This is a genomic window from Brevundimonas sp. FG128 (assembly GCF_057809775.1).
Map to the genome: position 1 here is coordinate 279,746 of NZ_JBMDKP010000005.1, position 26,488 is coordinate 306,233.

At 66.8% G+C, this 26,488-nt stretch carries 29 protein-coding genes; 8 read left to right on the plus strand and 21 right to left on the minus strand.

The window, feature by feature from the left end:
* Window positions 1–123 precede the first annotated feature (123 nt).
* A complete protein-coding gene (locus tag ACODSC_RS14605) occupies window positions 124–2,025 on the minus strand; it encodes a DEAD/DEAH box helicase (protein ID WP_488814725.1) in 1,902 nt (633 codons plus the stop codon).
* Window positions 2,026–2,231: 206 nt separating this feature from the next.
* Here ACODSC_RS14605 and ACODSC_RS14610 point away from each other — a divergent pair, with 206 nt between their 5' ends.
* Window positions 2,232–2,441, plus strand: a complete 210-nt coding sequence (locus ACODSC_RS14610; RefSeq protein ID WP_488814726.1) for a flagellar basal body rod C-terminal domain-containing protein — start codon at window positions 2,232–2,234, stop codon at window positions 2,439–2,441.
* Between the two features lie 12 nt (window positions 2,442–2,453).
* On the opposite strand, the gene ACODSC_RS14615 is transcribed toward ACODSC_RS14610, so the two are convergent.
* Window positions 2,454–3,137, minus strand: a complete 684-nt coding sequence (locus tag ACODSC_RS14615; protein WP_488814727.1) for a winged helix-turn-helix transcriptional regulator — start codon at window positions 3,135–3,137, stop codon at window positions 2,454–2,456.
* Between the two features lie 58 nt (window positions 3,138–3,195).
* On the opposite strand from ACODSC_RS14615, the gene ACODSC_RS14620 reads away from it, so the two are divergent.
* The 5 genes from ACODSC_RS14620 to ku all read left to right on the plus strand — a co-directional run bounded on the left by ACODSC_RS14620 (window position 3,196) and on the right by ku (window position 5,892).
* Window positions 3,196–3,639: a VOC family protein gene (locus tag ACODSC_RS14620; RefSeq protein ID WP_488814728.1), complete on the plus strand. Its 444-nt coding sequence runs from the start codon at window positions 3,196–3,198 to the stop codon at window positions 3,637–3,639.
* Window positions 3,639–4,097 carry an SRPBCC family protein gene (locus ACODSC_RS14625; RefSeq protein WP_488814729.1) on the plus strand — a complete coding sequence of 153 codons (459 nt, stop codon included), beginning with the start codon at window positions 3,639–3,641 and terminating at the stop codon, window positions 4,095–4,097. Before ACODSC_RS14620 ends, ACODSC_RS14625 begins: the two co-directional genes overlap by 1 nt.
* Window positions 4,097–4,579: a VOC family protein gene (locus tag ACODSC_RS14630; protein ID WP_488814730.1), complete on the plus strand. Its 483-nt coding sequence runs from the start codon at window positions 4,097–4,099 to the stop codon at window positions 4,577–4,579. The genes ACODSC_RS14625 and ACODSC_RS14630 overlap by 1 nt, the downstream gene beginning before the upstream one ends.
* A 25-nt stretch (window positions 4,580–4,604) precedes the next feature.
* Window positions 4,605–4,958, plus strand: a complete 354-nt coding sequence (locus tag ACODSC_RS14635) for a DUF1428 domain-containing protein (protein WP_488814731.1) — start codon at window positions 4,605–4,607, stop codon at window positions 4,956–4,958.
* 67 nt (window positions 4,959–5,025) lie between these two features.
* On the plus strand, window positions 5,026–5,892 hold the full coding sequence (gene ku, locus ACODSC_RS14640; protein WP_488814732.1) for a non-homologous end joining protein Ku: 867 nt from the start codon (window positions 5,026–5,028) through the stop codon (window positions 5,890–5,892).
* On the opposite strand, the gene ligD is transcribed toward ku, so the two are convergent.
* From ligD to ACODSC_RS14700, 12 genes are all read right to left on the minus strand, one after another.
* Window positions 5,893–8,466, minus strand: coding sequence for a DNA ligase D (gene ligD, locus ACODSC_RS14645; RefSeq protein WP_488814733.1), 2,574 nt, complete (start codon window positions 8,464–8,466; stop codon window positions 5,893–5,895). It abuts the gene before it with no gap.
* Window positions 8,467–8,540: 74 nt separating this feature from the next.
* Complete coding sequence (locus tag ACODSC_RS14650) at window positions 8,541–9,152, minus strand: hypothetical protein (RefSeq protein ID WP_488814734.1); 612 nt, start codon at window positions 9,150–9,152, stop codon at window positions 8,541–8,543.
* Between the two features lie 83 nt (window positions 9,153–9,235).
* Window positions 9,236–9,991 (minus strand): extensin-like domain-containing protein, encoded by a 756-nt coding sequence (locus ACODSC_RS14655; RefSeq protein WP_488814735.1) that lies wholly within the window; start codon window positions 9,989–9,991, stop codon window positions 9,236–9,238.
* A gap of 9 nt (window positions 9,992–10,000) precedes the next feature.
* The gene (locus ACODSC_RS14660; RefSeq protein WP_488814736.1) at window positions 10,001–10,822 is read right to left on the minus strand and encodes a hypothetical protein; all 822 of its coding nucleotides are present in this window, start codon (window positions 10,820–10,822) and stop codon (window positions 10,001–10,003) included.
* Window positions 10,823–10,931: 109 nt separating this feature from the next.
* Window positions 10,932–11,108, minus strand: a complete 177-nt coding sequence (locus tag ACODSC_RS14665) for a DUF2256 domain-containing protein (protein ID WP_488814737.1) — start codon at window positions 11,106–11,108, stop codon at window positions 10,932–10,934.
* A 10-nt stretch (window positions 11,109–11,118) separates the two neighbouring features.
* Window positions 11,119–11,565 carry a DUF488 domain-containing protein gene (locus ACODSC_RS14670; protein WP_488814738.1) on the minus strand — a complete coding sequence of 149 codons (447 nt, stop codon included), beginning with the start codon at window positions 11,563–11,565 and terminating at the stop codon, window positions 11,119–11,121.
* A 2-nt stretch (window positions 11,566–11,567) separates the two neighbouring features.
* Window positions 11,568–12,194, minus strand: a complete 627-nt coding sequence (locus tag ACODSC_RS14675; protein WP_488814739.1) for a DUF488 domain-containing protein — start codon at window positions 12,192–12,194, stop codon at window positions 11,568–11,570.
* Window positions 12,195–12,207: 13 nt separating this feature from the next.
* Complete coding sequence (locus ACODSC_RS14680; protein WP_488814740.1) at window positions 12,208–12,894, minus strand: dual OB domain-containing protein; 687 nt, start codon at window positions 12,892–12,894, stop codon at window positions 12,208–12,210.
* 59 nt (window positions 12,895–12,953) lie between these two features.
* Complete coding sequence (gene rpoD / locus ACODSC_RS14685) at window positions 12,954–14,900, minus strand: RNA polymerase sigma factor RpoD (protein WP_488814741.1); 1,947 nt, start codon at window positions 14,898–14,900, stop codon at window positions 12,954–12,956.
* Window positions 14,901–14,975: 75 nt separating this feature from the next.
* Window positions 14,976–16,835, minus strand: coding sequence for a DNA primase (dnaG, locus tag ACODSC_RS14690; RefSeq protein ID WP_488814742.1), 1,860 nt, complete (start codon window positions 16,833–16,835; stop codon window positions 14,976–14,978).
* A gap of 276 nt (window positions 16,836–17,111) precedes the next feature.
* Entirely contained in the window at window positions 17,112–17,948 is an 837-nt protein-coding gene (locus ACODSC_RS14695) for an LD-carboxypeptidase (protein WP_488814743.1), read from the minus strand.
* Window positions 17,945–18,523 carry an isochorismatase family protein gene (locus ACODSC_RS14700; protein WP_488814744.1) on the minus strand — a complete coding sequence of 193 codons (579 nt, stop codon included), beginning with the start codon at window positions 18,521–18,523 and terminating at the stop codon, window positions 17,945–17,947. The genes ACODSC_RS14695 and ACODSC_RS14700 overlap by 4 nt, the downstream gene beginning before the upstream one ends.
* Window positions 18,524–18,595: 72 nt before the next feature.
* On the opposite strand from ACODSC_RS14700, the gene ACODSC_RS14705 reads away from it, so the two are divergent.
* The gene (locus tag ACODSC_RS14705) at window positions 18,596–19,996 is read left to right on the plus strand and encodes a UDP-N-acetylmuramate--L-alanine ligase (RefSeq protein WP_488814745.1); all 1,401 of its coding nucleotides are present in this window, start codon (window positions 18,596–18,598) and stop codon (window positions 19,994–19,996) included.
* 21 nt (window positions 19,997–20,017) lie between these two features.
* Here ACODSC_RS14705 and ACODSC_RS14710 read toward each other — a convergent pair whose 3' ends face one another.
* Window positions 20,018–20,584, minus strand: coding sequence for a DUF308 domain-containing protein (locus ACODSC_RS14710; RefSeq protein WP_488814746.1), 567 nt, complete (start codon window positions 20,582–20,584; stop codon window positions 20,018–20,020).
* A gap of 131 nt (window positions 20,585–20,715) precedes the next feature.
* Between ACODSC_RS14710 and ACODSC_RS14715 the strand changes: the two genes are divergently transcribed.
* Window positions 20,716–21,177, plus strand: a complete 462-nt coding sequence (locus tag ACODSC_RS14715; protein ID WP_488814747.1) for a MarR family winged helix-turn-helix transcriptional regulator — start codon at window positions 20,716–20,718, stop codon at window positions 21,175–21,177.
* Window positions 21,178–21,186: 9 nt separating this feature from the next.
* Here ACODSC_RS14715 and ACODSC_RS14720 read toward each other — a convergent pair whose 3' ends face one another.
* The 6 genes from ACODSC_RS14720 to ACODSC_RS14745 form a co-directional block, all read right to left on the minus strand.
* Window positions 21,187–22,563, minus strand: coding sequence for a sulfite reductase subunit alpha (locus ACODSC_RS14720; protein WP_488814748.1), 1,377 nt, complete (start codon window positions 22,561–22,563; stop codon window positions 21,187–21,189).
* Complete coding sequence (locus ACODSC_RS14725) at window positions 22,560–23,669, minus strand: FAD:protein FMN transferase (protein ID WP_488814749.1); 1,110 nt, start codon at window positions 23,667–23,669, stop codon at window positions 22,560–22,562. Before ACODSC_RS14725 ends, ACODSC_RS14720 begins: the two co-directional genes overlap by 4 nt.
* Before the next feature lie 9 nt (window positions 23,670–23,678).
* Window positions 23,679–24,479, minus strand: coding sequence for a DUF4198 domain-containing protein (locus ACODSC_RS14730; protein ID WP_488814750.1), 801 nt, complete (start codon window positions 24,477–24,479; stop codon window positions 23,679–23,681).
* A gap of 11 nt (window positions 24,480–24,490) precedes the next feature.
* On the minus strand, window positions 24,491–25,000 hold the full coding sequence (locus tag ACODSC_RS14735) for a DUF2271 domain-containing protein (RefSeq protein ID WP_488814751.1): 510 nt from the start codon (window positions 24,998–25,000) through the stop codon (window positions 24,491–24,493).
* Between the two features lie 11 nt (window positions 25,001–25,011).
* Window positions 25,012–25,692: a PepSY-associated TM helix domain-containing protein gene (locus tag ACODSC_RS14740; protein ID WP_488814752.1), complete on the minus strand. Its 681-nt coding sequence runs from the start codon at window positions 25,690–25,692 to the stop codon at window positions 25,012–25,014.
* A 66-nt stretch (window positions 25,693–25,758) separates the two neighbouring features.
* Entirely contained in the window at window positions 25,759–26,445 is a 687-nt protein-coding gene (locus tag ACODSC_RS14745) for a Fe2+-dependent dioxygenase (protein ID WP_488814753.1), read from the minus strand.
* Between the last annotated feature and the right edge of the window lie 43 nt (window positions 26,446–26,488).

Genomic DNA, 26,488 nt, shown 5'->3' on the forward strand with positions numbered 1-26,488 from the left:
CGGAGGGTGCGCCCGGATAGCGCGGGTGACAAGACCACCCACCCTCTCGTCACAATGGCTGACTCCGGGAGTCTGGATCCTCGCCACAAGGGCGAGGATGACGGACATTTGGGGGTTTGAGCCTCAGCCCTTGGGCTTGCCCTTGAAACCGTCCTTCTTAAAGTTCGGCTTGCCCTGGAAGGCCTTCTTGGCGAACGGCTTGTCGGCCGCCGCGTTGGAACGCGGGTTGCCGCCGCCATCGGCCTTCGGGGCCCACGGCTTCTTCTTGAACGGCGCACGGGCGTCGCCCTCCCCGCCGTCGGCGCGCTTGTAGGGCGTCTTCTTGAACGGACGGTCGCCGTCCTCGCGGTTCGGCTTGCCGGCGAAGCGGCTGGATTTCATCGAACCCGGCGTCGGGGCTTCCGACGGCGTGATCTTCACCTCGTCCTTGGAGGCGGCGACGGCCTCGCGGAAGGCCTTCTCGTGGGTCTTGGCGACCTCGAAACGGGTCTCGTCGGGGAAGGTGCGGATGGCGCCGATCTGGGGCTTGGTGATGCCGCCGATGCGGCAGATCAGCGGGATCAGCCATTTGGGGTCGGCGTTCTTGTTGCGGCCCACGTCCAGGCGGAACCAGACCACGTCGTCCGAACCCAAGCGGTCGCCGGGCCAGGGTTGGGCGGCGGTGCCGTCTTCGTTGCGCACGGTGCGCTCGCGCTTGACGGGACTGCGATCCGAGCCCGGATCGGACAGTTCTTCCGGCGCCGGCTGCTCCTTGCGCAGCAAACGCACCAGGGCGGCGGCGATCTCGTCGGGCGTGCGCTCGGCGATCATCCGCTTGGCGACGATCATGTCCTCGTCGGTGACTTCGGCCTCAAAGAACTCGGGCGACAGCAGGCGGCCTTCGTCGGCCTTGCGGATTTCGTCGAAGGTCGGCGCGCCGGACCAGACGGCGTCGATCCCGGCGTCGTCCATCAGACGCTCGGCCTTGCGGCGACGCGAGTGCGGCACCAGCATCACGGAGACGCCCTTCTTGCCCGCCCGGCCCGTCCGGCCCGAACGGTGCAGCAGGCCAGCGCGGTTCATCGGCAGTTCGGCGTGGATGACCAGGCCCAGGTCCGGAAGGTCCAGACCGCGCGCGGCCACGTCGGTGGCGACGCAGACGCGGGCGCGGCCGTCACGCAGCGCCTGCAGGGCGTCGGTGCGTTCGCGCTGACCCATCTCGCCCGACAGGGACACGGTCGAGAAGCCGCGTTCCAGCAGCGAGGCCTGGAGGTGACGCACGCTATCGCGCGTCGAGCAGAAGACCATGGCGCGCGGCGCCTCGAACCAGCGCAGGGTGTTGACCACCGCGTGCTCGATCTCGTTGGGGGCGATGCGATAGGCGCGGTATTCGATGTCGGCGTGCTGGCGCGACTTGTCGGTCGCGTCGATGCGGACCGCATCCTTCTGATAGCGTTTGGCCAGGGTCGCGATCTCGCGCGCGATGGTCGCCGAGAACAGCAGGGTGCGGCGTTCGGCCGGCGCCTGGTCCAGGATGTGCTCCAGGTCCTCGCGGAAGCCCATGTCCAGCATCTCGTCGGCCTCGTCCAGGACGGCGACCTTCAGCTCGGACAGGTCCAGGTTGCCCCGGTCGATATGATCCTTCAGACGACCCGGCGTCCCGACGACGATATGGACGCCGAAGCTCAGAGCACGGGCTTCGCGGCGCGCATCCATGCCGCCGACGCAGGTGGCGATCTTGGCGCCCGAGTCGGCGTACAGCCACGTCAGCTCGGCCGCGACCTGAATGGCCAGTTCCCGCGTAGGCGCGATGGCCAGGCACAGCGGCGCGCCGCCGGGACCGAAGATCGGCTTGTCGCCCAGCAGGGTCGGCGCCGCGGCCAGACCAAAGGCGACGGTCTTGCCCGAACCCGTCTGGGCCGAGACCAGCAGGTCGCGGCCGGCGTATTCGGCTTCAAGAACCGCGGCCTGAACCGGGGTGGGTTCGGCATAGCCCTTGTTGATCAGGGCGCGGTCGAGCGCGGGATGGACGGCGGGAAAGGGCATAGGAAACCTGGGCAAACGGACAAGGGCGGTCGTTGAAACGACCGCGCCCGGCCGAGGTCAGACCTCAGGCCGGGCGAATGATGGCGCTCTATACACGAATAAGGGCGCAAGCGGGGCGGAAAACGGCGTTCACCCTGTTCCTTCAGGTCGCGTTGACCTGAAAGACGCAGTCTGGAGACCGAACCCACCGCGTCCGGAGCTTCGCCATGCAAGCGCTTTCCATCGCCGCCGCCGGAATGACCAGCGCCCAGAACCGGTTCGACAACAGCGCGCGCCGCACCGCGACAGCGCCGCTGGCTGACCTCGCCGAGGAAACCGTCGAACGCATCCAGGCCAAGACCGCCTTCAGCGCTAACGCCGCCGTCGCCCGCACCGCCGATGACATGACCGGAACCCTGCTGGACATGCTGGCCTGAGATTGACGTTTCTTAGGCGCCGGCCTTCTCCGGCAGGTTGAAGAAGCCCACGAACCGGTCGAACACGGCCCGGTCGCCGGTGACGGTCATCATCCCATCGGCCTCGAAGGCAGCGGGCGGAACCTTGCCATAGACGCAGGCGGCGACCAGCGGCGGCTGCGTCGTCAGAACGATCTCGGCGGCGTCCGTCGCGTCGCGGCGCGTCGTGATGATCCCGTTTTCGACGCGGACCACGAACCCTTCGTCGCCGAAGATGAAGCCCACGCTCATGACCTCATCGCCGGCCAGGGCCGGATCGAACATCGTCTCGAACGACTGCATGATCGACACCGCGCTGATCGGCAGGGTCGGATCATGCATCGGCGAGCGCGCCGCCCAGCCGCCCAGCACCATGAAGACCGGCTTGATCTCGTAACCCCAAGGCGTCAGCTCATAGACCTGGACCGAGGCGGGAGGCGGCAGCTTCCGGCGCTGCAGTATGCCCGACGCCTCCAACCCCTCCAGCCGCTGGGTCAGCACATTGGCCGAAATGCCGCACAAATCCTTTCTCAGATCCCCGAACCTGCGCGGCCCCATCATCAGCTCGCGCACCACCAGCAAAGCCCAACGCTCTCCGATCAGATCCAGCCCGTGGGCGGCCCCGCAGGCGTCGTGATATTTGCGCCCGGCCCTATCGGTTACTTTTTCTAACTTCATAGTTGACTATCATAATCATCGAGGGCAGGTTTCGCAAACAACAAGGAGAGGAAACGCCGTGCCCCAGCTGATTTTCATCAACCTGCCTGTCGCCGACCTCGACCGTTCGATCGCCTTCTATGAAGCCGTCGGCGCGACCAAGAACCCAATGTTCAGCGACGACACGGCCGCCTGCATGGTGCTGTCGGACGTCATCCACGTCATGCTGCTGACCCACGACAAGTGGCGCACCTTCACCGACCGCCAGATCCCCGACGCCCACGTCTCGGCCCAGATGTCGCTTTGCGTGTCGTGCGACAGCCGCGAAGCGGTGGATGACGTGGTGCAGCGGGCGGGCGCTGCGGGCGGCCTGATGGACCCCAATCCGATCCAGGATCACGGCTTCATGTACGGTCGCGGCTATGCCGACCCCGATGGCCATATCTGGGAGCCGATGTGGATGGACCCAGCCGCCGTCTCCGCCGGCCCCGAGGCCTTCGCCGCCGACGCCCTGGTGTCGTGATGGCCGACCCCCGCGAACTCAGCATCAGCCGCCTGATCAAGGCCTCGCCGGAAACCGTCTGGAAGATCTACACCCAGCGCACCGGCGAATGGTTCTGCCCCCGCCCCTGGACCACCCCGGTCGTCGATTGGGACCTGCGCGTCGGTGGCCGGACCAATATCGAACTGGCCTCTCCCGAGGGCGAACGCCATCCCCATTTCGGCGTCTTCCTGGAGGTGGTGCCGGGCCGCAAGCTGGTCTCGACCGGCGCCTTCACCGAGGGCTGGGTTCCTCAGTCCGGCGACCTGGACTTCGTGCGCATCGACACCTTCGAACCCGAGGACGGGGGCACGCGTTACACCTCCATCGCCCGCCACTGGGACGAGAAGACCGCCGAGAAACACAGGGACATGGGCTTCGAACAGGGCTGGGGCGCCGTCGCCGACCAACTCGCCGCCCTGGCCGAAGGAGACGCGTGATGGCCGACAAGATCGTCCCCTGCCTGTGGTTCGACGGCGACGCGGAGGCGGCGACCGCCTTCTACGTCTCGCTGCTGCCCGTCAGCTGCATCACCGCCGTCAATCGCTCGCCGGTGGATACCCCGTCCGGTCCGGCGGGCTCGGTCCTGACGGTCCAGTTCGTCCTGGCAGGCCATGAGTATGTGGCGCTGAATGGCGGCCCGGCCTTCCGCTTCACCGAGGCCGTCTCCTTCATGGTGATGACAGAGGATCAGGCCGAAACGGATCGCCTGTGGAACGCCTTGATCGCCGATGGCGGCCAGGAAAGCGAATGCGGCTGGCTGAAGGACCGCTGGGGCCTGTCGTGGCAGATCACGCCGCGCCGCCTGATGGAACTGACCACCGACCCCGATCCGGCCCGCGCCAAGGCCGCGATGACGGCCATGATGACCATGCGCAAGATCGACATCGCGGCGCTGGACCGCGCCGTCGCCGACCTCTGAACACCCCCACCCAAAGGAGACGACGATGACCTATGTAACCGGTTTCCTGACCCCCGTGAAAACCGAGGACAAGGCGCGCTACGTGAAGTCCGCCGAGGCCTCCTGGCCCCTGTTCCAGAAATACGGCGCCCTGTCCCAGGTCGAGACCTGGGGCGAGGACGTGCCCGACGGCAAGCTGACCAGCTTTCCCATGGCGGTGAAGCTGGAGGACGGCGAGGTCGTGGTCTTCTCCTGGGTCACCTGGCCCGACCGCGCCACGGCCGACGCCTGTTTCGGCAAGATGCAGGACGATCCCGAATTCGCGAACATGGACATGCCCTTCGACGGCAAGCGCATGATGTGGGGTGGTTTCGACGTCGTCTTCGACGGCAAGGCCTGAAGGGGGCGGCGGCCGTGTCCGAACCCAAATCCTCCCGACGCATTGTCATGGATCGAGGAGAAACGACATGGCCGCTCGCCCCACCTGGCAAGGACATCTGAAGCTGTCGCTGGTCACCTGTCCGGTGGCCCTCTACACGGCGACGACCAGCACGAACGACGTGCGGTTTCACCTGATCAATCCCGACACCAACAACCGCATCCGCATGGTGCCGACCGACCCCGACACCGGCCCGGTCGAGCGCAGCGATCTGGTGCGCGGCTATGAGGTGTCCAAGGACGAATACGTCCTGTTCGATGACGCCGATTTCGACAAGGTGAAGCTGGAAAGCACCAAGACCATCTCCATCGACAAGTTCGTCGACGAGACCGAGATCGACCGGCTGTACTGGGACGATCCCTTCTTCGTGGTTCCCGAAAAGGGCGCGGGCGTCGAGGCCTTCGCCGTCATCCGCGACGCCATGGCCAAACAGGGCAAGGTGGCGCTGGGCCAGTTGGTCCTGCGCGGCAAGGAGCGTCAGCTGGCGCTGGAAGTGCGGGGCAAGGGGCTGGTCGCCTACACCTTGCGCGCCCACGACGAGGTGCGCGACGCAGACGACTATTTCGACGACATCCCGACGGTGAAGGCCGATCCCGACATGGTCGAGATCGCCGCCCGCATCATCGGCCAGAAGGAGGCAGACTTCGATCCGTCCGACTTCAAGGACGGCTACGACGACGCCCTGAGGGCCATGATCAAGACCAAGTCCAAGGGCGGCAAGGGCGTGGTCGATGTCGCCGAACCGGACGACACCAATGTCATCGACCTGATGGCGGCGCTGCGGAACAGCCTGAAGGGTTCGGCGACGGGGGCGAAGAAACCGGCCGCCAAGAAGGCGCCGGCCAAAAAGGCTGCATCGAAGAAGCCGGCGGCGAAGAAGAAGGCCGCCGCCTGACTATTTCGAACTTACCCCCATCGCCTTCAACGCGGGCTTAAGGCTGACCGCCGAGGCGCGGAAATCCGCCCACGGATCGGGCTTCTTCAGCAGCGCCTCATAGGTCCACAGATTGAACGCGGCCGGGTCCAGCCCCGCCTTCACCTGACCCCATGACAGCGGATAGGCGATCCCCGCCCCCGGCCGCGCGCGCGGCGACCAGGGCGCCACCGCCGTCGCCATCCGCCCGTTCCTCAGATAATCGATGAATATCTTTCCGCCCCGCGCCTTCTTGGCCAGGGTGGTGGTGAAACGGTCCGGCGCCTCGGCGCGGATGGCCTCGGCGACCGCCTTGGCGAAGGCCTTGTTCTGGTCCCAGTTGACGCGCGAGCGGGCGTCGGTCTTGATCGGCGCGACCACGTGCAGCCCCTTGCCCCCGGTCGTCTTGACGAAGGCCGCCAGGCCCAGGGATTCGAGCTGCGCCTTCACGACCTTGGCCGCCGCGATCACGTCGGCGAAATCCAGTCCCTCGTCGGGATCGAGGTCGAAGGTGATCTGGTCCGGAACCTCGGGCGCGTCGGGCGCACAGCCCCAGGGGTGCAGCTCCAGCCCGCCCGACTGGGCGATGGCGACCAGGCCGCCCGCATCGACGGCGGCGACGTAAGGGGTGCGCGCCTTGACGTCGATCAGCTTCAGGCGCGGGTTCGACCCCGCCATGGCGTGGCGCTGGAAGAAGGTCTCGCCGCCGATCCCCTCGGGCGCGCGAATGATCGAGGTCGGCCGGTCCGCCACATGGGGCAAAATCCGCTCGGCCGCCGCCTCGTAATAGCGCGCCAGATCCGCCTTGGTGATCGCCGGCCGGCCGCCCACGGCGGGCCACAGCACCTTTTCGGGGCTGGAGATCGTCACCCCCTCCACGACCACCTTGCCGGGCTTTCCAGCCGACCGCACCGTCGTGGTCGCCTTCGTGTCGGCCTCGCCCACGTCCGTCGGCGGTTGCGGCGCCTGCGTCACCTCGGCGGCGGTCTTGTCTTCCCGCAGGCCCTTGAACGCCGCCTGCCTCAGCGAGCCCGCCTCGGTGTATCCACCATGCTCGACCTCTGCGACCAGCACCGGCTTGACCCAGTGGATGTCCCTGGCCGCCTTGGGCGCGCCCGCCCCGACAAAGGGCGACCTGTCCGCCGCCACGCCCTTCAGCGCCGGAACCAGCGCCTTCGTCACCGCCTCGCCATAGCCGGTGCCGACACGGCCCAGATAGCGCAGGCCGCTCTTTTCCTTGACCCCGACAAGCAGGGACCGAAACCGCGTCCCGCCCTGCGACGACCAGCCGCCGATCACCACCTCGTCGCGCCCCCGGCATTTGGATTTCAGCCAGGTCGAGGACCGCCCGGCGTGATAGGGCGCGTCCAACTTCTTGGAGATCACCCCTTCCAGATCCATCCGACAGGCGCTCTCCAGCACCGCCTGCCCGGTCGAGGCGAAATGCTCGACGTAGCGCAGCCGCCCCGCCCCCGCCTTTCCGATCCGGTCCACATAGGCCTGCAGCCGCGCCTTGCGATGCGACAGCGGCAGCTTGCGCAAATCCTCCGCCCCCTCGAACATCAGGTCGAAGGCGAAATAGACCAGCCCCCCCGTCTTCTCGTCCGAGATCGCCGCCTGCAACGCCCCGAAGTCCGGCATGTGATCGTCGTCCAGCGCGCACAGCTCCCCGTCGATCACCGCATCGGGCCAGGTCGCCGCGTCCGCCGCCAGGTCCGGGAACCGGTCGCTCCAGTCCAGACCCTTACGCGTCCTCAAGACCGCCCGACCGCCCCCCACGCCGATCTGAATGCGGTATCCGTCGAACTTGATCTCGTGCGCCCACCCTGTGCCGCCCGGTGGATGATCGGTCACCTTGCACAGCTGGATCGGGACGAAGGCGGGCGGCTTGCTGGCTTTGGTCGCCGCCTTGGACGGCCTGGGCTTGGCCGGCCCCTTGCGCCCCGTCGGCTTGGACGCCGTCCATTCCTTGGTCCCGTCCGCGATCTCGGCCAGCGACCGGCCGGTCGTCACCGAGGCGTCGATCTCGGCCAGGGCGTCACCCTCCCCCGCCACGGCGAAGTCGTCCTTCTCCTTCAGCAGCAGCCAGTTGTTGCGCTTGGACGGCTTGCCCCGGTCGCTCTTCAGCCGGATCAGCGCCCATTTGCCCTTCAGCCGCTCGCCGTGAAGGATCATCTTGATCTGGCCCTTGGCCCAGGCCGCCTCCAGGTCCGGCTCCTGCGGTTCCCAGGTGCCGACGTCCCACATCTGCACCGTGCCGGCGCCATAGTTGCCGTCGGGGATGGTCCCCTCGAACGACCCGTAATCCAGCGGATGGTCCTCGACCTCGACCGCCAGCCGTTTCACCGCCGTGTCGCGCGACGGCGCCTTGGTCACGGCCCAGGATTTCAGCACCCCGTCCGCCTCGATGCGGAAATCATAATGCAGCCGCGTCGCCGCATGACGCTGGATCAGATAGCGAAAGCCGCCCTTGGCGCGGCCGCCCTTGGCGCCCTTCGGTTCGGGCGTTTCGCCGAACCGGCGCTTGGCCTGATAGGTCTTCAGTTCACCGCGCATGAGGGCGTAATCCGCCTCGCGCCAAAGCGTTGCGCTGGGCGCGATTCAGCGTTGCGCGACATTGATTGTTGGACTTAAGACTTCTTGCGGCGGGCACCCTTGCGCGCTGGCGGCTTGCGCACAGCGGATGCTACCTGCCCGACGACATCGCCAATCGCTCCACTTCCGATCACGCCCCGCGTAAGGCCGACTGCGGCGCCTGCGGCAGCGCCGAAGGCTGGACCGACAAGAGGAATCGGCATTGCAATCAGCGCCCCGACCACCGCCCCGGCGGCCGCGTCCTTGGTGATCTCGTGCCTGGCGACCGCCTTGCCCAGCTCGCCGGCCTCTCGCGCGGCAGCCGCGCCAACCGCACCGGCTCTAGCCCTGGCGATTTTCCAATCTTCCTCATCGACCTTGCCGTCGCCATTCAGGTCGCCCACCACGTGATAGGCGGCGGAGCCGAGTTCGCTCGCCGCTCGGGCGGTTTTTCCAGCGGCTGACTTCACGACGCCGGCCGTGTTGACCATCCCCTGACCAGCCACCGAAGCAGCCGCCCGAGTCGCGGCTTTTCCGGCATTGAACGACCGATTAGCTGCGTCAGCGATTTTTGAACTGGTCGATTTCGGTGCGTCGGACGCACTGACCGTCGTCTTCACAAATACAGGCAGATCGCCGTCATTGGTAGATTTGGCATTATTCGTCATCAGTCCCCCTGCAAACACTTTGGATGACCTTCCAACACAACGTCAAGGCGACACTCCCAAGGTCGCGCGATAAGGCCTCGCCCCTACCGACAGAAGCGCGTGTCCGTCGCCTCCAGGTGCAGGTGATCGTGGTGGACGGCGTTGTAGTCGGGGCTCAGCGTCGTGCCGAAGATACGGCAGGCGTCGTCGCGGATGCGGCGCAGGAAACGCGCCTCGGCCGTGTCGCCGTTCCAGTCCCTGGTCACCGTGATCCGCCGCCCGTCCCTCAGCCGCACCCCGGCGAAGTCCAGCGCCGCCGCCTGGGCATGGGCGCTGATGCGGTTCGACCCCACGCCGTTGTTCACATTGCGACAGGCGTAGGCGCCCATGTGATCGATCTGGACCACGTCTGAGCCCAAAATCTCGCGCGCCGCCGGCTCCAGCGACTGCCGCCGCCAGATGCTCAGCGCCAGCGCCGTCTGGCAGGTCATCTCCACATCGCCCGGCGCCATCCGCGCCACGGTCCCCAGGTCGGCGCCCAGCACTCCGCCCTGGCTCAGACCGCAGGTCGCGGTGTTCTGACGATCCGGCACGGGGCTGAACCGCACCCGCGCGGCGGTCAGTTCGGCCATGCACCGCCCCAGGTCCCGCCCCTCGCGCACCACCGCGCCTTGCGTGCCTCCATCAATGGCTCGATCCACCAGCCCCCCGACCAACGGCGCCTCGGTGCGCGACGGATAGGGCGACGGCCGCAACGGTTCGGGCGGCCGCCGCACGCAGCCGCTCAGGATCAGACAGACGACGACGGCGAGCGAGGCGACGATGGGGCCGGATTTACGCGGGAACAGGGGCGATGACATTGCGCCATCCTAATCGATTCCCGGGCCATCCGAAGGCGGCCAGGTATGGATCGGCCCGGCATAGTTCAGATCCATGGCGTGCGGAGGCAGCCAGCCCGGTTTGGCGTCGAACTTCGGCGCGCGCCTCAGATGTTGGGCGACCATCATGCCCAGCGGCGTGATCGGCTCGGGCAGCGGCCTCAACCGGCCCTCCGCGTCGAAATAGTCGGGCGCCCAGCCCCCATCGACGGCATAGGCGAAGTCCGAAGCCGTCGCCTCTGGCCCCAGGTGGCGCGCCCGCCAATGGTACAGAAAGGCGCTGTATCGTCCCGCCTCGCCCATCGGCTGGTCCATCAGCATCGCACAGGCCAGCCTGGTCGCGTTGTCGATGATGTCCGCGTCCCATTCCGCAATCCACTGGGCGATATCCTCTTCCGAGGCCTCTTCCTGCGCGGTCTCTGTGGCCCTGGCAGGCTCGGTCCGATCCGCCAGCCGCGCCAGCGCCTCTGCCGAACGCACCAGAACCTGGGCCTCGCCGCCTCGCCCCTGGACCAGCAGCCCGCCGGCGCGCTGCATCGCCTCCTCCACCGCCTGACGCGGATCGACCGGCGGCGGCGCCGAGGCGGCGTCTGATGGCGCGACGCCGGGACGCACCGGCTCCAGCTCACAGTCCAGGCGCGCGGCGGTGTGCTTTCGGCACCACCCCTCCTGCCGCGACTTCTTCCTCAGATTGGCCAGGCCCACGTCGAAACGACGCGCCACGGACGGACCGCTCTCTCCGGCCTCATAGGCCTCGCGCACCCGCTTCCAGACCTCCGACCCCCGATACTTTCTCAGACGAAAATGTTCCATGACGGCAGTCTGATCGCCCGAGTCGTCAAAATCGGTCGCAGGACGGTGGTCGCAGTCGTCGGACTCTCACGAAATCCGTCGTCGAATTCTCTCATCAGTATCACGCCGGTCAGGCGCTTACCCCCGCACCCTTCGCGCGACACCTGTCCGAGCAGAACCGCACCTGATCCCAGTCCCGCCCCCACTTCTTGCGCCATGCGAACGGCAGGCAGCAGGCGGCGCAGACCTTTTGCGGCAGGTCGGCCTTGGCGGGTGCCGTGCCGAGGTTGACGTGCTTTCGACCCATCAAGCGTCGTTCAGAGGTGGTTCGCCGATAGAGCGCCGCTCCAGCGGTCGTTCAGATAATCGATCACCAGGCGGCGATGGCATTGGTGCGGCGTGGGCTCCGAACACAGCAGGCAGGCGCCTTCGAACATCTGCGGCTTGAGGCGGGTCTCTATGCGCCGTTCCTTCATCAGATCCAGGAAGCGGGTTTCATATACGGCCCAATCGCCCTTCTCCTTCTTGAACGCCTTCAGCATTCCGTCCGTGGGCGCCAGCAGCGGCTGATGGACATATTGAATGCCGCCCAGCTTCTTGAGGAAATAAGCCAGGTCGTCGGCCTTGGCGAAGCCAGCCAGTTGCGACGTGTTGTGCAGACGAACATCGACGACCTTCGTGACGCCGGACTTGAGCAACCGCTCGAAAAACCCCTCGGCATTGGTTTTGGTGAAACCGATGGTGGCCACGGTCGTGTTCGACATACTCAACTCGCAGCCAGCGCAGGATCAGGGTGTTGTTCGGCGTAGGCAACCCGCCTGGCGCGGTCGCGATAAGCGTCGGTCAGCAGTTGCGCCTCCTCGGCGAACATGTCGGTGTTGAACTTGTTGGCCATGACCATCAACCGCGCCTCAATATCGTCTTGTGTCAGTCGCTCGCCGTCTTCGACGATATGCTCGACCGCGACACCGGCGTGTTTCAGCGCCCGGCCGACCAGCAGGCAACGATGACAGTCCAGAGGATTTTTCTCGGAACACATCATCGCGATCCGATGGGTTCGCGCGCCCTGTCTCAGGCGGGCCAATCCTCGCTGAAACGAAGGTGTCATCGCCATTTTTTCATAGTCTGCGACACCGTCCGTGTAGCTTTCGGACTCGTTTGGCCGTCCGCCTAGTTCGTCTCCTAGGAAGACGTAGGCGACGCCGTCACCCGTCAGCGCAGCCTTGAGAACGCCGCGGTTGAACTGGGGAAAATGCCGGGAAAACGGGGCGGTCCGCACGTCAGCGACGGCCGTGACGTCACACAGCCGCAAGCGAGCTAGAAAATCAGCGTATTGCAGGGTCGAATGACCGATGCTGAAAATGACTGGAGCGTGATTTGGATCAAGGGCCACGTCAAAAAGCCTATCAGCTTTTCAAACGGGTGACACTTGCGATCAGCTTATAGGCATATCCGTCTGTCTCATTCACGTCCCCGAGACTGATACAAAGCAATGCCTTCCCGACTGGATACACTCCGTCGTCTTTCTCAAGATACGCCCTCTCAACCCGAGGATCCGTCACCGAAAAACGGTAGACGACCCCATTGAAGGTGAATTGTCCTCGTGTCTTGCGCTTTGGGTTATCGAATTGGGCGCCTTCGACCGAGACTTCAATCTGCAAATCAGGCACTTCGATGAAGCGTAGGGAACCGTCCGAAGCCTGAGCGGGTAAAACGCGATCTCTTAAGCCCTTTCTCGTCGACGAGGTGTTGTCCCACAGAGATGATGTGGCGGCATCGGTGGCCGCTCTGACTTCCTCAGAGGTCGCCTTTCGAACAAACCGCCAATGAACTCTGGCGTCTATCAGATGATTTTCAGCCTGATATGCGTGAGCCTTTGGCTTCAACATCGGAATTTCGACGATATCGAAAAGTGCGGGATCAGCGCCATTTCGGAAACGGCGATCAGCCTCAGCGACCTCGCCGTGTCCGTGTCCGCTGACTGGCCGAATCCAACTTCCAAACCGGCCTTGGTCAAATTCCCTACCGGCGACGCATCGGCCTCCTAGCTTGCGTGAGTTCGCAAGCACAAGAATGGTTTTCGTGTACGGCATTCCGCTCCCCTAACCTGGGGAGCGGACTACAACCTTGAGAGCGAACTTCGCAACCCTGATTAGCTGTCCAGGAAGGACCGCAGTTTGCGTGACCGGCTCGGGTGCTTCAGCTTGCGAAGCGCCTTGGCCTCGATCTGACGGATCCGTTCGCGGGTCACCGAGAACTGCTGGCCGACTTCTTCAAGCGTGTGGTCGGTGTTCATGCCGATGCCGAAGCGCATCCGCAGCACCCGCTCCTCGCGCGGCGTCAGCGACGCCAGCACGCGGGTGGTGGTCTCGCGCAGGTTCGACTGAATGGCGGCGTCGATGGGCAGGACGGCGTTCTTGTCTTCGATGAAGTCGCCCAGGTGGCTGTCTTCCTCGTCGCCGATGGGCGTTTCGAGGCTGATCGGCTCCTTGGCGATCTTCAGGACCTTGCGGACCTTCTCCAGCGGCATGGCCAGCTTTTCGGCCAGTTCTTCCGGGGTCGGCTCGCGGCCGATCTCGTGCAGCATCTGGCGTGATGTCCTCACGATCTTGTTGATCGTCTCGATCATGTGGACCGGGATACGGATGGTCCGCGCCTGGTCGGCGATCGAGCGGGTGATCGCCTGACGAATCCACCAGGTGGCGTAGGTCGAAAACTTGTAACCGCGGCGGTACTCGAACTTGTCGACCGCCTTCATCAGGCCGATGTTGCCCTCCTGGATCAGGTCCAGGAACTGCAGGCCGCGGTTGGTGTATTTCTTGGCGATGGAGATCACGAGGCGCAGGTTGGCCTCGACCATTTCCTTCTTGGCCTGACGGGCTTCGCGTTCGCCCTTCTGGACCGTCTGGACGATACGACGATAGTCGTCGATCGGCAGGCCGGCTTCCAGGGCCACGGCGGCGATGTCGCCGCGGATGGTGGCGATCTGGCTGGCTTCGTTGTCGCTGAACTTGGTCCAGCGCACGCCCTGTTCCTTGATCCGGTCGGTCCAGGTCGGGTCCAGCTCGGCGCCGAAATAGGCCTTCAGGAACTCGGGACGCGAGATGCCGTAGCTGTCGGCCAGACGCAGCAGCCGGCCTTCCAGACCGATCAGTCGTTTGTTGATCGCATAGAGCTGCTCGACCAGGGCCTCGATGCGGTTGTTGTTCAACTTCATCGTCTTCAGACGGTCCGAGATGGACAGCGTCAGCGCCTGATAGGCCTTCTCGTCCTTGGCGCTCAGCACCTCGCCCTTCAGGCGGGTCTGGACCAGCTTGTCCTGCAATCCCCGGAACGCGCCGAAGTCGGCGGCGATGAGGTTCAGCACCTCCATCACCCCGTCGCGCAGTTCGGCTTCCAGCGCCGACACCGACATGCCGCCGCCGTCGTCGAAATCATCGTCATCATCGTCGTCGTCGGACTCGGGCTTCGCCTCAGCCGCAGGTTTTTCCTCGGCCTCTTCCTCCTCGGCCTCCGGCTGGGCGGCGCCCGGCAGGGAGGAGGGGTTCAGCACGCCATAGGTGGCGTCGAGGTCGATGACCTCGCGCAGCAGGATGCGGTTGTTCTCCAGCTCGTCGCGCCAGACCATGATGGCCTCGAAGGTCAGGGCGCTTTCGCATAGACCCGAGATCATGGCGTCGCGGCCGGCCTCGATCCGCTTGGCGATGGCGATTTCGCCCTCGCGGCTCAGCAGTTCGACCGAACCCATCTCGCGCAGATACATCCGCACCGGATCGTCGGTGCGGTCATAGGCGGCCTTGGCGGGCGTCTCGGCGACGGCGGTTCCGGCGGCGGCGGCCACGTCGGTGGACTGCTGCTCCTGCGCGTCCTCCTCGGCCTCGACGACGTTGACGCCCATCTCCGACAGCATGGCCAGGGTGTCTTCGATGGCGTCGGGGGTGACTTCTTCCGAAGGCAGGACCTTGTTCAGCTCCTCCATCGTCACATAGCCGCGCGCCTTGGCCTGTTTGATGAATTTCTTGACGCCGGCGTCGGTCAGATCGAGCAGGGGCCCATCGGTCGAAACCTCGGTTTCCTGCGTCTCGGTCTGTGCGTTCATAGTCAGTTCGTCTCCGGCCGGCGGGGGTGATCAATCCGCCCCGGCGAAAAATACAATGCCTGGCGAGGCGTAAGGTTACGCGCCCGCGCTGTCTTCCCAAATCGTCCCGGCTTTGATCGCACGGCGAAGCGCATCCCGCTCGGCCTTCAGCCGGCGGAACGCCTCATCCTGCCCGGGCACATCACGCGCCTGGGCCAAGGCGTCCTCCAACGCGGCGACCCGCGTCGAAGCGTTGAACGCCTGCGACCATCGGATCCTTGCCTCGGCGAGGGGCGCATTTGCGGCCAGGAATGGCGCGCCGGACTTCGCCGCCGCCTTCTCGACCTCGCGCACTAAGGCATCATGACCCGATTGCGCCAGATGGCGTCGCAGGGCGGCGGAGTCAAGGCTATGGCCCGACAGACGTAGACGAACCAGCTCTTGCGCCAGCCCATCCAGCCCCTTGTCGCCGAAACCGTGGGCCGCGATCTCTTCCAGATGGTCGTCCATCCGTTCCGGATCGTCGATGGCGCCGTGAGCCAGGGCGGCCGGCACCGGCTCGATGGCGCTAAACAGCGACTGCATCGCCTGCACCCCTTCCGCCGTCTGGCCCAGCTTGGGCGGCGGACCGAAACCGCGCCTGCCCTGCCCCGGCGTCCAGGGCGCGCGCTGCGGACTGCGCGGGAACAGGGCGTCGAAACGGTCGAACAGGTCGCGGCGGTATTGTTCGGCCAGATCCTTGTCCTGAATGGCCGAAGCGGTGTTCCTCAGCCGCGCCTTGAAGCCGGCCTTGCGTTCCGGCGTATCCAGCGGCTCCAGATCCTGTTCGCGGCGGAACAGCACCTCGGCGAAGCCATGGGTGTCGGCCAGGGCCTGACGCAGGGCGGGCGCACCCTTGTCGCGCAGGATATCGTCGGGATCCTGACCGGCGCTCAGCAACGCAAAACGGAACGACCGCCCCGCCTTTAACAACGGCAGCGACCGCTCGATGGCGCGATAGGCGGCGCGCAGGCCCGCCGCATCGCCGTCGAAACACAGCACCGGCTCATGGCTGACCCGCCACAGCCGCTCCATCTGCTCTTCCGTCAGGGCTGTGCCCATCGGCGCCACAGCCGGCAGGCCCGCCCGCTGACAGGCGATGACGTCCATGTATCCTTCGACCACGATGATGGCCTGGTCGTTCTTGCTCTCCGCCCCCAGTATCCGCCGCGCCTCGGGCAGGCCGTAGAGGGTCGCGCCCTTGTGGAAGAGCGGGCTTTCGGGTCCGTTCAGATATTTGGCCCGGTCGTCGGGGTTCATGGCCCGGCCGCCGAATGACACAATCCGTCCGCGCGCATCCAGGATCGGGAACATGAGCCGGTCGCGGAAGCGGTCGTAGGGCTGGCCGCCGTTTTCGGGCGAGATAAGCAGTCCCGCCTCGACCAGTTCGGCGGGTTTGGCGCCGCGCTGGATCAGAGCCTGTTTCAGCCCCTCGCGGTCATTGGGCGCATAGCCAAGGCCGAACCGCTCCCACTGGTCCTCTGGCAGGCCGCGTTTCTCAAGATACTCTCGGGCCGCCTTGCCCGGTGTGCGGCGCAGATTGGCGGCGAACCATTTCTGGGCCAGATCCATCCAGTCCGACAGGCCCGCGCGCTTCTGCTCGCGCTCGGCATCCTTTGGGTCTTCTGCAGGAAGTTGCATGCCCGCCTCGCCGGCGAGGCGCTGGACCGCCTCGACGAAGCTGAGCCGCTCGGTCTCCTGCAAAAAGGAGATGATGTCGCCATGCTTGCCGGACGAGAAGTCGTGGAAAAAGCCCTTGTCGTCGTTGACGAAGAAGGACGGCGATTTCTCTTTCGAGAAGGGCGACAGGCCGACGTATTCGCGCCCCTGACGTTTCAGCTTCACCGTCCGCCCGATCACGTCGGACGGCCGAAGGCGGGCCTTCAGTTCATCGATGAATCTTTCGTCGAAACGCACGCGCGATCCTTAAGCCTTGCGGGCTTCCACGTCGATGTTCGGTATCCGGATTGCAAAGACGATCAGGCGGCTCGTCCGGGGATCCCCCGATTACCGAACGAACCGCCGCATCGCTAAGGCGTAGCCGCAGCGTCCCCCAACGCCTTGGCTTAACGAAGTCCTAACGCCTCGCGGACCTGCATCTGACGTCCGGACGCGGCGGCTGTCGAGGGGGGCGCTGCGGCGGCGCTGGCGATCATGGCCAGACTGTGTCTTTTGCGCCGCGCACGCTTCGCCTCAGGGGCGACCGAAGGGCACGACCTTGTTGGCGGCGTCGTGCCCGATATCGGCGGAACCGAGGTAGTTTATGCCGGATCGAAGGCACCAGTATCGAACAATCTCCTCGGGAGTCTGGCCGAAATCGGGATCGTTTGGCGTGACATCGGAAACACGTCCTAGGCGAATCCCGGCCACACGGCGAATGCTGGCCTGGCTCGTCAAATGAAACATCATCCGGTCGATCCGGTAGGCCGCCTCCGAAACCTCCTCCAGCATCAGGACGTGGTCGGTCAGGTCGGGCTCCAGCGCCGTGCCGGTCAGCTCGTTCAGGATGGTCAGGTTGAAGGCGACGGCCGGTCGCGGATCGGTCGCCAGCGACGGCTCGATCCAGTCGGTCCGTCCGGTGGTCAGCCACGACAGAGCGCCGCGCGCCGTCGCGTCATCGCGCACCGAATCCGAGGCCATCGGCCCATGCGCCAGATGCTGGAACCCGGCCTTGTACATCCCGGCCAGCAGGCTCCCCGCGTCGGAATAGCCCATGTAGCGCTTCTTGCGCGCCACGGCATCCAGGCGCGGGATCACCGCATCAACGATGCGGCACGAACCATAACCCCCGCGCGCGAACCAGATGGCGTCGATGCGGGGATCGTTGGCGAACTCGACGAAGGCGTCCGCGCGCGCCCGGTCGTCGCCGGCGAAATGGCCGTGTTTCAGGAAGCAGGCGGGGTGAAACACCACCGCCACGTCGCGGTCCGGATGGTTCTGCGCCATCCAGGCCTCGACCGCCTCAGCGCGTTCCTTGGAGAACCGCGAACTGGCGCAGACGACGCCGATTTTGAAGCCGTTGGTGATCACGCCGCCGTCTCCAGCGCCGTCAGCACATCGACCGTGGAGCGGATGCGCGCGATGCGCGGCAGGATCGCCTGAACGGAAAAGGCGTGCCATTCGGCCGACAGGGTGGTGCAGGCGTCCTCGACCACCACAAGGCCATAGCCCAGCGAGAAGCCTTCGCGCGCGGTGGATTCGACTCCGAAGTTGGTGGCGATCCCGCTCAGCAGCACAGTCGTGATCCCGCGCCGCCGCAGCAAGGTATCCAGGTCCGTGCCGTGAAAGGCGCCCCACTGATGCTTGGTCACGATCAGGTCGGGCTCCAGCGCCAGGACCTCGGGGTCCAGTTCGGCGAAGTCGGGCGCGAGATCGCCCAGCGGCGCGCCGTCGATCGGTCCTTTCGGGGCCAGAACGCCGCCCGGCCCGAAGTCCACCCGGACCGCGACCGTAAGCCCGCCCTTCGCCTTCAGCGCGCGGCCCAGCGCCAGGCTGCGGCCCACCACGTCCTCGGCGGCGTGGGGCGCACGCGGGGCGCCCAGAATCCCCTTCTGCAGGTCGATCATCACCAATGCGGTCTTGCGGGGATCGAGTTCCAGGGCCACGACGTCTCCTGACGGAATCATTTGCAGATCTGGGCGCCGCCGTCGGGCGCCGATGGCCTTTCCTATCGCACCATGACCGACACCGTCTCCTACTTCTTCTGCGGCATCGGCGGGTCGGGCATGCTGCCCCTGGCCTTGATCGTGCAGGCGCAAGGTCACGCCATCGAAGGCTCCGACCGCGCGCTGGACCAGGGCCGCACGCCCGACAAGTTCGACTGGCTGCGCGCCCACGGCGTGACCCTGCATCCGCAGGACGGGTCGGGCGTGACCCGTCCCGAACAGACCGTCGTGGCCACCGGCGCGGTCGAGGACACGGTGCCCGACATCGGCGCCGCCCGTCGCGCCGGCGCGACCGTCCTGACCCGGCCCGAGCTGTTGAGCCGGCTGTTCAACGCGGCCCCGACCTCGATCGGCGTGGCGGGCACCAGCGGCAAGTCCACCATCACCGGCATGATCGCCTGGATTTTGAGCCAGGTCGACCGCGCGCCCACCGTCGTCAACGGGGCGGTGATGAAGAACTTCGCCGACGCCGACCATCCGTTCGCCAGCGCCCTGGTCGGCGGCCCCGACCTGTTCGTGGCCGAGGTGGACGAGAGCGACGGCTCCATCGCCCGCTATGATCCCACCGTCGCCGTGGTCTCCAACATCTCGCTGGACCACAAGTCGATGGAGGAGTTGCGCGACCTGTTCGGCGGCTTCACCGCGCGGTCGCAGACGGCGGTGCTGAACCTCGACAATCCCGAGACGGCGGCCCTAGCCCAGACCCTGCCTTCCGGCAAGGCGATCACCTTCGGCCTGGGCGAGGAGAAGGCCGACCTGTCCGCCCATGACCTGACGCCCTTGCCCACCGGCATGAAGTTCCGCCTGATCGAGGGCTGGAGCGAGTACGACGTCGTCCTCAATGTCCCCGGCGCCCACAATGTCGCCAACGCCCTGGCCGCCCTGGGCGCGACCAAGGCTTTGGGTGTGCCGACGGCCGAGGCGGTCAGGGCGCTGGAAGGTTTCGCGGGCATCCGACGCCGGATGGAGGTGGTCGGGACCGTCAACGCCATCACCGTCATCGACGACTTCGCCCACAACCCGGACAAGATCGCCGCCACGCTGAAGACCCTGCACGCCTTCGACGGCCGCCTGCTGATCCTGTTCCAGCCCCACGGCTTCGGCCCGCTGAAGCTGATGAAGTCGGAGTTCATCGAAGGGTTCGCCGGCCTGATGCGCGAGGACGACGTGCTGCTGATGCCCGAGCCCGTCTATTACGGCGGCACGACGGACCGCAGTGTGGGGTCCGAAGACATCGCCTCGGGCGTCCGCGCCGTAGGCCGCGCCGCGGTGGCCCTGCCCGACCGCGCCGCCTGCGGCGACCGGATCGTCGCCATGGCCCAGCCGGGCGACCGGATCATCGTCATGGGCGCCCGCGACGACACCCTGTCCAGCTTCGCGGCGGAGCTGCTGGAGCGGCTGGCGAGACGATGATCCGCCGACCCGGGCTTTGGGTCAGGCCCGGCTCTTGGGCGCCCTGAAAGTCAGCCACAGGGCCGAGACCAGAAAGTAGAAGGCGCCGAAGCCTGCGTAGCCTGCGACCGTGGTGATCGACAGCAGGGCCGGACCGGTCGCCATGAAGGCGAAGAAGCCGCCCGCCAGCACCGACTGGCCGCCGCTCAGGATCATGGCCCATTGCGCCCCATAGGTCCGCCAGCGCCGCACGCCGGTGATCAGTTGCAGAAGGCCGGCGAGCACGGCCCACAGGCCGAAGACGCCGATCACGGCGTTGATGCCGACCGCCAGCCCGCCGAGCATGCCCAGGGCGGCGAGCACGCTGACGGCGGCGTTCACGACCTGAGACCGGTTGGCGCGATATCCGCCGTTGCTGCGAGCGTCGAGCAGGTTCGCCAGCGCGTCCCAGGCCGGATAGGCCACCAGCAGAACCGCGCCCGCGACCGGATTGGACGCCCCTGCGGTGAAGGCGGCGGCGACCCAGGCCGCCGCGACGCCCGCTCTTAGAAAATAGTAGTTCCTGAGCGAGGCGGCGGAGGCGCGAAGATCGAGAGCGGAGGCGGTCATGGGAGATTTCCTGAAACATGATACGACAGTATATGTCGCGACATATATCTTCTACCGAACCCTGCGGCCGTTTGCCAGCAATATCTGTCGTGACATAGAATGCCCGACCTTCCCTAGCGAAAGCCTGTCCCTTGTCGTCAAACCCCGCCTATGTCCCGACCCTGGATGACCAGCTCTGTTTCGCCCTGTACGGCGCCAGCATGGCGATAAATCGGGCCTACAAGCCCCTGCTGGACAAGCTGGACATCACCTACCCCCAGTATCTGGCCCTCAGCGCCCTGTGGGAGCAGGACGACCTGACCGTTGGCCAGATCGCCGAACGTCTCGGCCTGGATTCCAGCAACGTCACCCCCCTGGTCAAACGGATGGAGAGCAGCGGCCTGATTTCGCGGCGGCGCAATCCGGCCGATGAGCGCCAGGTGGTGGTCAGCCTGACCGAGGACGGCGCGGCCATGCAGGCCCGCAGCGCCTGTCTGGGACAGCGTCTGTTCGAATCCGCCGCGATGAGCGTGGAAAAACTGGTTCAGCTGAACAAGGACGTGCAGGCGTTCCGTGACGCGGTCGCGCGCTACGCCCCGCCCGAGGAGGGCTGATCCCGGCGCTTAGTACACGTCGCGCCGATACCGACCGTCTTCCAGCATGGCGAGCAGGACATCCTCGCCCAGCGCACCTTCCAGCGCCGCATGAACGCCCTGCGACATGCCCTCCAGACTGCCGCAGACATAGATGACCGCCCCGCGCGAAACCCAGTCGCGCAGGTCGTCGCCCGCCGCCGCGATCAGTTGCTGCACGTACCGCCTGTCGCCTTCGTCGCGCGAGAAACACCGGTCCAGCCTCCGCAGCACGCCCGACGCCGACCACGCCTGAAGCTCGGCATCGAAGAAGGCGTCGTGCGCCTGCGTCCGCTCGCCGAACAGCAGCCAGGCCCCGCCGCCTGCCGCCGTCCGCGCCTTCAGATGCGCCCTCAGCCCCGCGATCCCGGTCCCGTTGCCGATCAGGATCATCGGCGTCGCATCCGCCGGCCCGTGGAAGCTGCGGTTGGTCCTCAGCCGCATGCCGATCTCTTCGCCGACCGCCAGGTCTTGCGTCAGCCAGCCGGACGCCAAGCCTGGCGTCCCGTCGGGGTGACGCATCAACCGGATCAGGCATTCGACACGCCCGTCCGACGGCAGGGAGGCGATGGAATATTCACGCGAGCCGGGCGCGACCCCGTCCCGCTCGGGCAGGCCGACCTCGGCGATGTCGCCGGCCGACCAGGCGGGCGCCGGCCCCACCGGTTCGAATGCGAGGTGATAGGCCGCCCCGCCCGGACTGTCCGGATTGACCAGGGTCCGCTCGACCAACCGCCACGGATCGAACGCCGCCGGGGCCCAATCGGGGGCCGCGATGCTTCCGGTGATCTGGTTCAGCTGGTGCTGCCAGTGGCGGATGGCGCCCGCCTCGCCGTTGTCCACCTCGACCGTATCGAACAGCGGCTCGGCGCTCGAACGCCGCAGCCAGCCGTCCACCGCATGACCGAAGCCGCAGAACTGGTCGTAGGTCCGGTCGCCCAGGGCCAGCAGGCCGAAACGCAGCCCCGACAGGTCCGCCGTCTGGCCCATCGCCTGGCGCACGAAGCGCGCCGCGCTGTCGGGCGGATCGCCCTCGCCCGTCGTGGAGACGATCAGCAGCGCGCGGTCCGTCGCCTTCAGGGCGTCTGCGTCCAGATCGGCGAAGGACAGCACCCGCGCGCCGACGCCGCCGTCGCCCAACGCACTTGCCGTCATCCAGGCCAATTCCTCGGCGAAGCCCGTCTGGCTGGCGAAGGCGATCAGCACCGTGCGCCCCTCGCCATCGGCCCCAGCGCCCGCAAAGGCGTCCGACCGCGCGCGCGCCTTCGCCCTGGCCCGGCGTTCGCGCCAGACGATCACGGCGATCAGGGCCAGCCAGAGCGCCAGGGCTCCGACCGCCCACAGCCAGCGCTGCGGATCGGCTGTCACCCCGGCTGACCCTCGTCGGGATCGTCCATCATGGCGGCGAAGGCGGGGGACATGCGCTCGACCGGGCCGCGTTCGGTGCGTTCAACGAAATGGGCGGCCAGACCCGCCGCCTCGGCGTATTCCGGCCCCTCGAACGGCCCCATGACCGTCAGGGCCGTCGCATAGGCGTCGGCCTTCATGGCCGAGGCGTGCAGCACCGTGACCGAGGCCAGATTGTTGATGACCGGCCGCCCGGTCGATCCGTCGATGGTGTGGGGATACAGCCGCCCGTCATGGCGGAAGGCCCGGCGATAGTCGCCGCTGGTCGCCACGGCCAGGTCGAACAGGGCCGCCACCGTGCGCGGCGCGGGGCTGCCCTCGACCCGTTCGATCTCGACCCACCAGGGCTGGGCGTCCGGCTTGACGCCGCGCCCCTTCAACTCGCCGCCGATCTCGATCAGGTGCGAGGTCGCGCCCATCGCCATCAGCCGGTCCGACACCCGGTCCGCCGCATGGCCCTTGGCGATGCCCGAAAAGTCCAGCCTCATCCCACCCAGCTGCATCACGCCGCGCGCCTCACGGTTCAGCCGCAGCCTCTGCCAGCCGCACAGTTTCAGCACCGCCTCGACCTCGTCGTCCGAGGGCGTGGGCAGCAGGGGCGAACGGGGTCCGGGCGGGCCGAAACCCCACAGGTCGACCAGGGCGCCCAGCGTCGGATCGACCGCGCCGTTCGTCTCGTCGCCCAGGTCCATCGCCGCGTCCAGAAGGTCCCAGAACGGCTGCGACACCGCCCACATCCCTTCGGGCGCGGTGTTGAACCGGCTGATCTCGCTGGACGGCTCCCACGGGCTGAACAGGGCGACGACGGCCGCCAGCTCCTGTTCGATCGCGGCCTGGACCTGATCGGCGGTCACGCCGGGCGGCGCGATGACGCGCGCGCTCCAGGTCGTGCCCATGGTCTGCCCGCCCAGCGACTGGATCACGTCGCTGGGCGGCCGGGGCGGCGCGCCTTCGATGGCGGGGATCAGGACCCGGTTGTCGATCCGGTCCGCAAGGGGGCCGGCGTCGCCGAGGCTGACCGAGGGCGGGGCGGCGCGGGATCCGCGCTGGAAAGGATTGTCGCTCATCCCGCCCGCTTACGGCAGGACTTCGACCACCGCCACATAGCTTGCGTTCGATCCCGGCTGATCGCCCTGCCCCTCGGCGCGGACCGAGGCGTTCAGCCAGTACATGCCGGCCTCGGGCCAGGTGATCGAAAAACCGCCGTCGGCGTCCGTCTTGACCGTCGATTCCTCGGGGTTGTTGCGGTAGCGCAGGCCGCCGCGCGCCACGGTCACGTCCAGGCCCGAGGCGGGCTGGCCGTCCTTCAGCAGCTTGAAACTGGCCGCCTCGCCGGCCACCAGGTCGTTGGGGTGGGTGACGGGCACCAGTTCCAGCCCCTCGTTCGTCGGGGCGAAGACGGTGTCGGTGGGATTGTTCAGGGTGACGAAAGTTTCGATGCGGTTGGCCGTGCGGGTCGCCTGAACCTCGGTGGCGCCGGCGGGGATCGCAGCGGGGAAGTCCGCCGCCGCGCCGCGCCAGCGCTTGCGCTCGCCGTCCAGCATGTAGCTGGCCATGAAGCCGTTCATGACATTGGCGATCTTGTAGGTGCCGTTCTGGGTCAGGTGCAGGTCGAAGGTGGAGCGATAGCGCCCCTGCATCTGGTTCTCGGCCTCGGCGGCCGAACCGTCGGGCGCCGTGATGACAAGGCCGTTCAGGCGCATGGCGTTGTGGTCGGGAATGAACACGCCGTTCGACATGCCGGCGTCGAAACTGACCCAGCCGTCACTGCCCGACAGGACAGTATAGGCGGGGGCCAGCCAGGCGCGGTGGGCCTGGGCGGCCATGGGCGCCGCCAGAGCGGCCGCGAGGGTCAGAAGGGCGATCGTTTTCTTCATGGTCATGATCCTTAGCGAGTGACGGCGACGCTGACGGCGCCCAGTTCGGTGGCGCCGGTTCCGCGCCCGGTATTGGCCGCGCCCCAGCGGAAGGGCACGCGCACGACCTCGCGGCCGCCCAGTTCGCGGGCCGCCTCGACGACGATATTGTATTGTCCGGGCTGCAGGCCGGCCAGGCGCGCGCCCGGCACGGCGATGGTCTGGCGACCCGGCGCGCGGGTCGCGCCCGAGACACCGTCGGCCGGCAGGCTCATGGCCCGGCCGCCCTTGCGCCACCAGGTGCGCATGTCCTTCAGCCAGTCCTTGCCGTCGCCCTCGTTGTTGCGGGTCTGCTGATACCAGACGGCCAGGGTCCGCACGGCGGTCTGGTCGGGCTTCTCGATCCACACGGCGACATAGGGACGGTGATAGGAGGCCGTCGACAGGCGCGGAATCTCGACCGAAACCGACAGGTCGGCGGCGAAGGCCGGGGCGGCGACCGCCAGCCCGGCGGTGGTGATGACGATGGGGAGCAGGCGCATCGGAAAACTCGTCAGTGAATGAAGATCAGGGCGATGACGACGGGGATCAGCAGGCCCAGAGCCGCCAGAGGCCAGGTGGACGGCCGTCCCCGGGCGTGCAGCCACATCAGGCCCAGGCCCGTCAGCGCGAAAATAGTGCAGGCGACCGCGAAGACGTCGATGAACCAGAACCACACCACGCCGGCGTTGCGGCCCTTGTGCAGGTCGTTGAGGTAGGCGATCCAGCCGCGCGTGGTGTTCTCGTACAGGGCCTCGCCCGTGGCGCGGTCGATCGTCACCCAGCCGTCGCCGCCGGGCGTGGGCAGGGCGACATAGACCTCGTCCGGCGTCGTCTCGCTGGGCTTGCCGGCGATGTCCGCATCCAGCGCCCCAGACGCCCAGCGCGCCACCGCGTCGGGAACCGGATCGGCCGTCTCGTCGGGAAAGGCGTTCATCCGCTCCAGCAGGGGCGCAGGCAGGGTCGCGGTCCGCTCGACGGTCACGGGCTCGGCCGGAATGGAGGCCGCATGGTTCAGGGTGACGCCGGTCACGGCGAACAGGATCAGGCCCACCAGGCTGACCGCCGCCGAAATCCAGTGCCAGCTGTGCAACTGCTTCAGCCAGAACGACCGCGCGCCGTTCAGCGCCGCCTTGGGCCTTGCGGCGCTCTCGGCGGTCGGTTCAGACTTTCGCTGTGCGGCGAGTTCGGTCACCCCGTGGCTGTGCCACTGTTGCGAACGTGTTGCAATAGCATTCGGGCGCGACGCGACATCGAACCGCTAGACCTCGGCCCAACGGCGCAGCAGGTTGTGATAGACGCCGGTCAGTTCGATGACCGCCTGGTCCTGGGCGCCCTTTTCGACCGCGACCCTCTGGGTGGCGATGTCGAGGCGGAACAGCATCTCGCGGTCGCTGTCGTCGCGCACCAGGCTCTGCAGCCACATGAAGGACGACACCCGCGCCCCACGCGTCACCGGCGTGACGCGATGAAGGCTCTTGGACGGATAGAGGACCAGATCGCCGGCCGGCAGCTTGATCGACTGCGACCCGTACATCTCTTCGATGATCAGCTCGCCGCCGTCGTAGTCCTCGGGCTCAGACAGGAACAGGGTGGCCGACAGGTCGCTGCGGATACGCAGGGCGCCGCCGTCGCGGGATTGGCGGATGGCGTTGTCGACATGAACGCCGAACTCGCCCCCGCCCTCGTAGCGGTTGAACAGGGGCGGAAAGATCGTGTGCGGCAGGGCGGCGGCCACGAACATCGGATTGGCGTTCAGCGCCTGGACCACCAGGGCCGACACCTCCCTGGCCGTCTGCGAATCCTCGGGCAATTGCCGGTTCTTCTTGGCCGTCGCCGACTGATGGCCCGAGGTCATGTTGCCGTCGGCCCACGGGCCGGCGTCCAGCCGTTCGCGCAACGCCCTCACCTCGTCCTTGGTGAAGACCTCGGGGATGTGCAGCAGCATGGCGACCTCGCCGAAGAAAAGGATGACGGCCCCGCGGGGATCG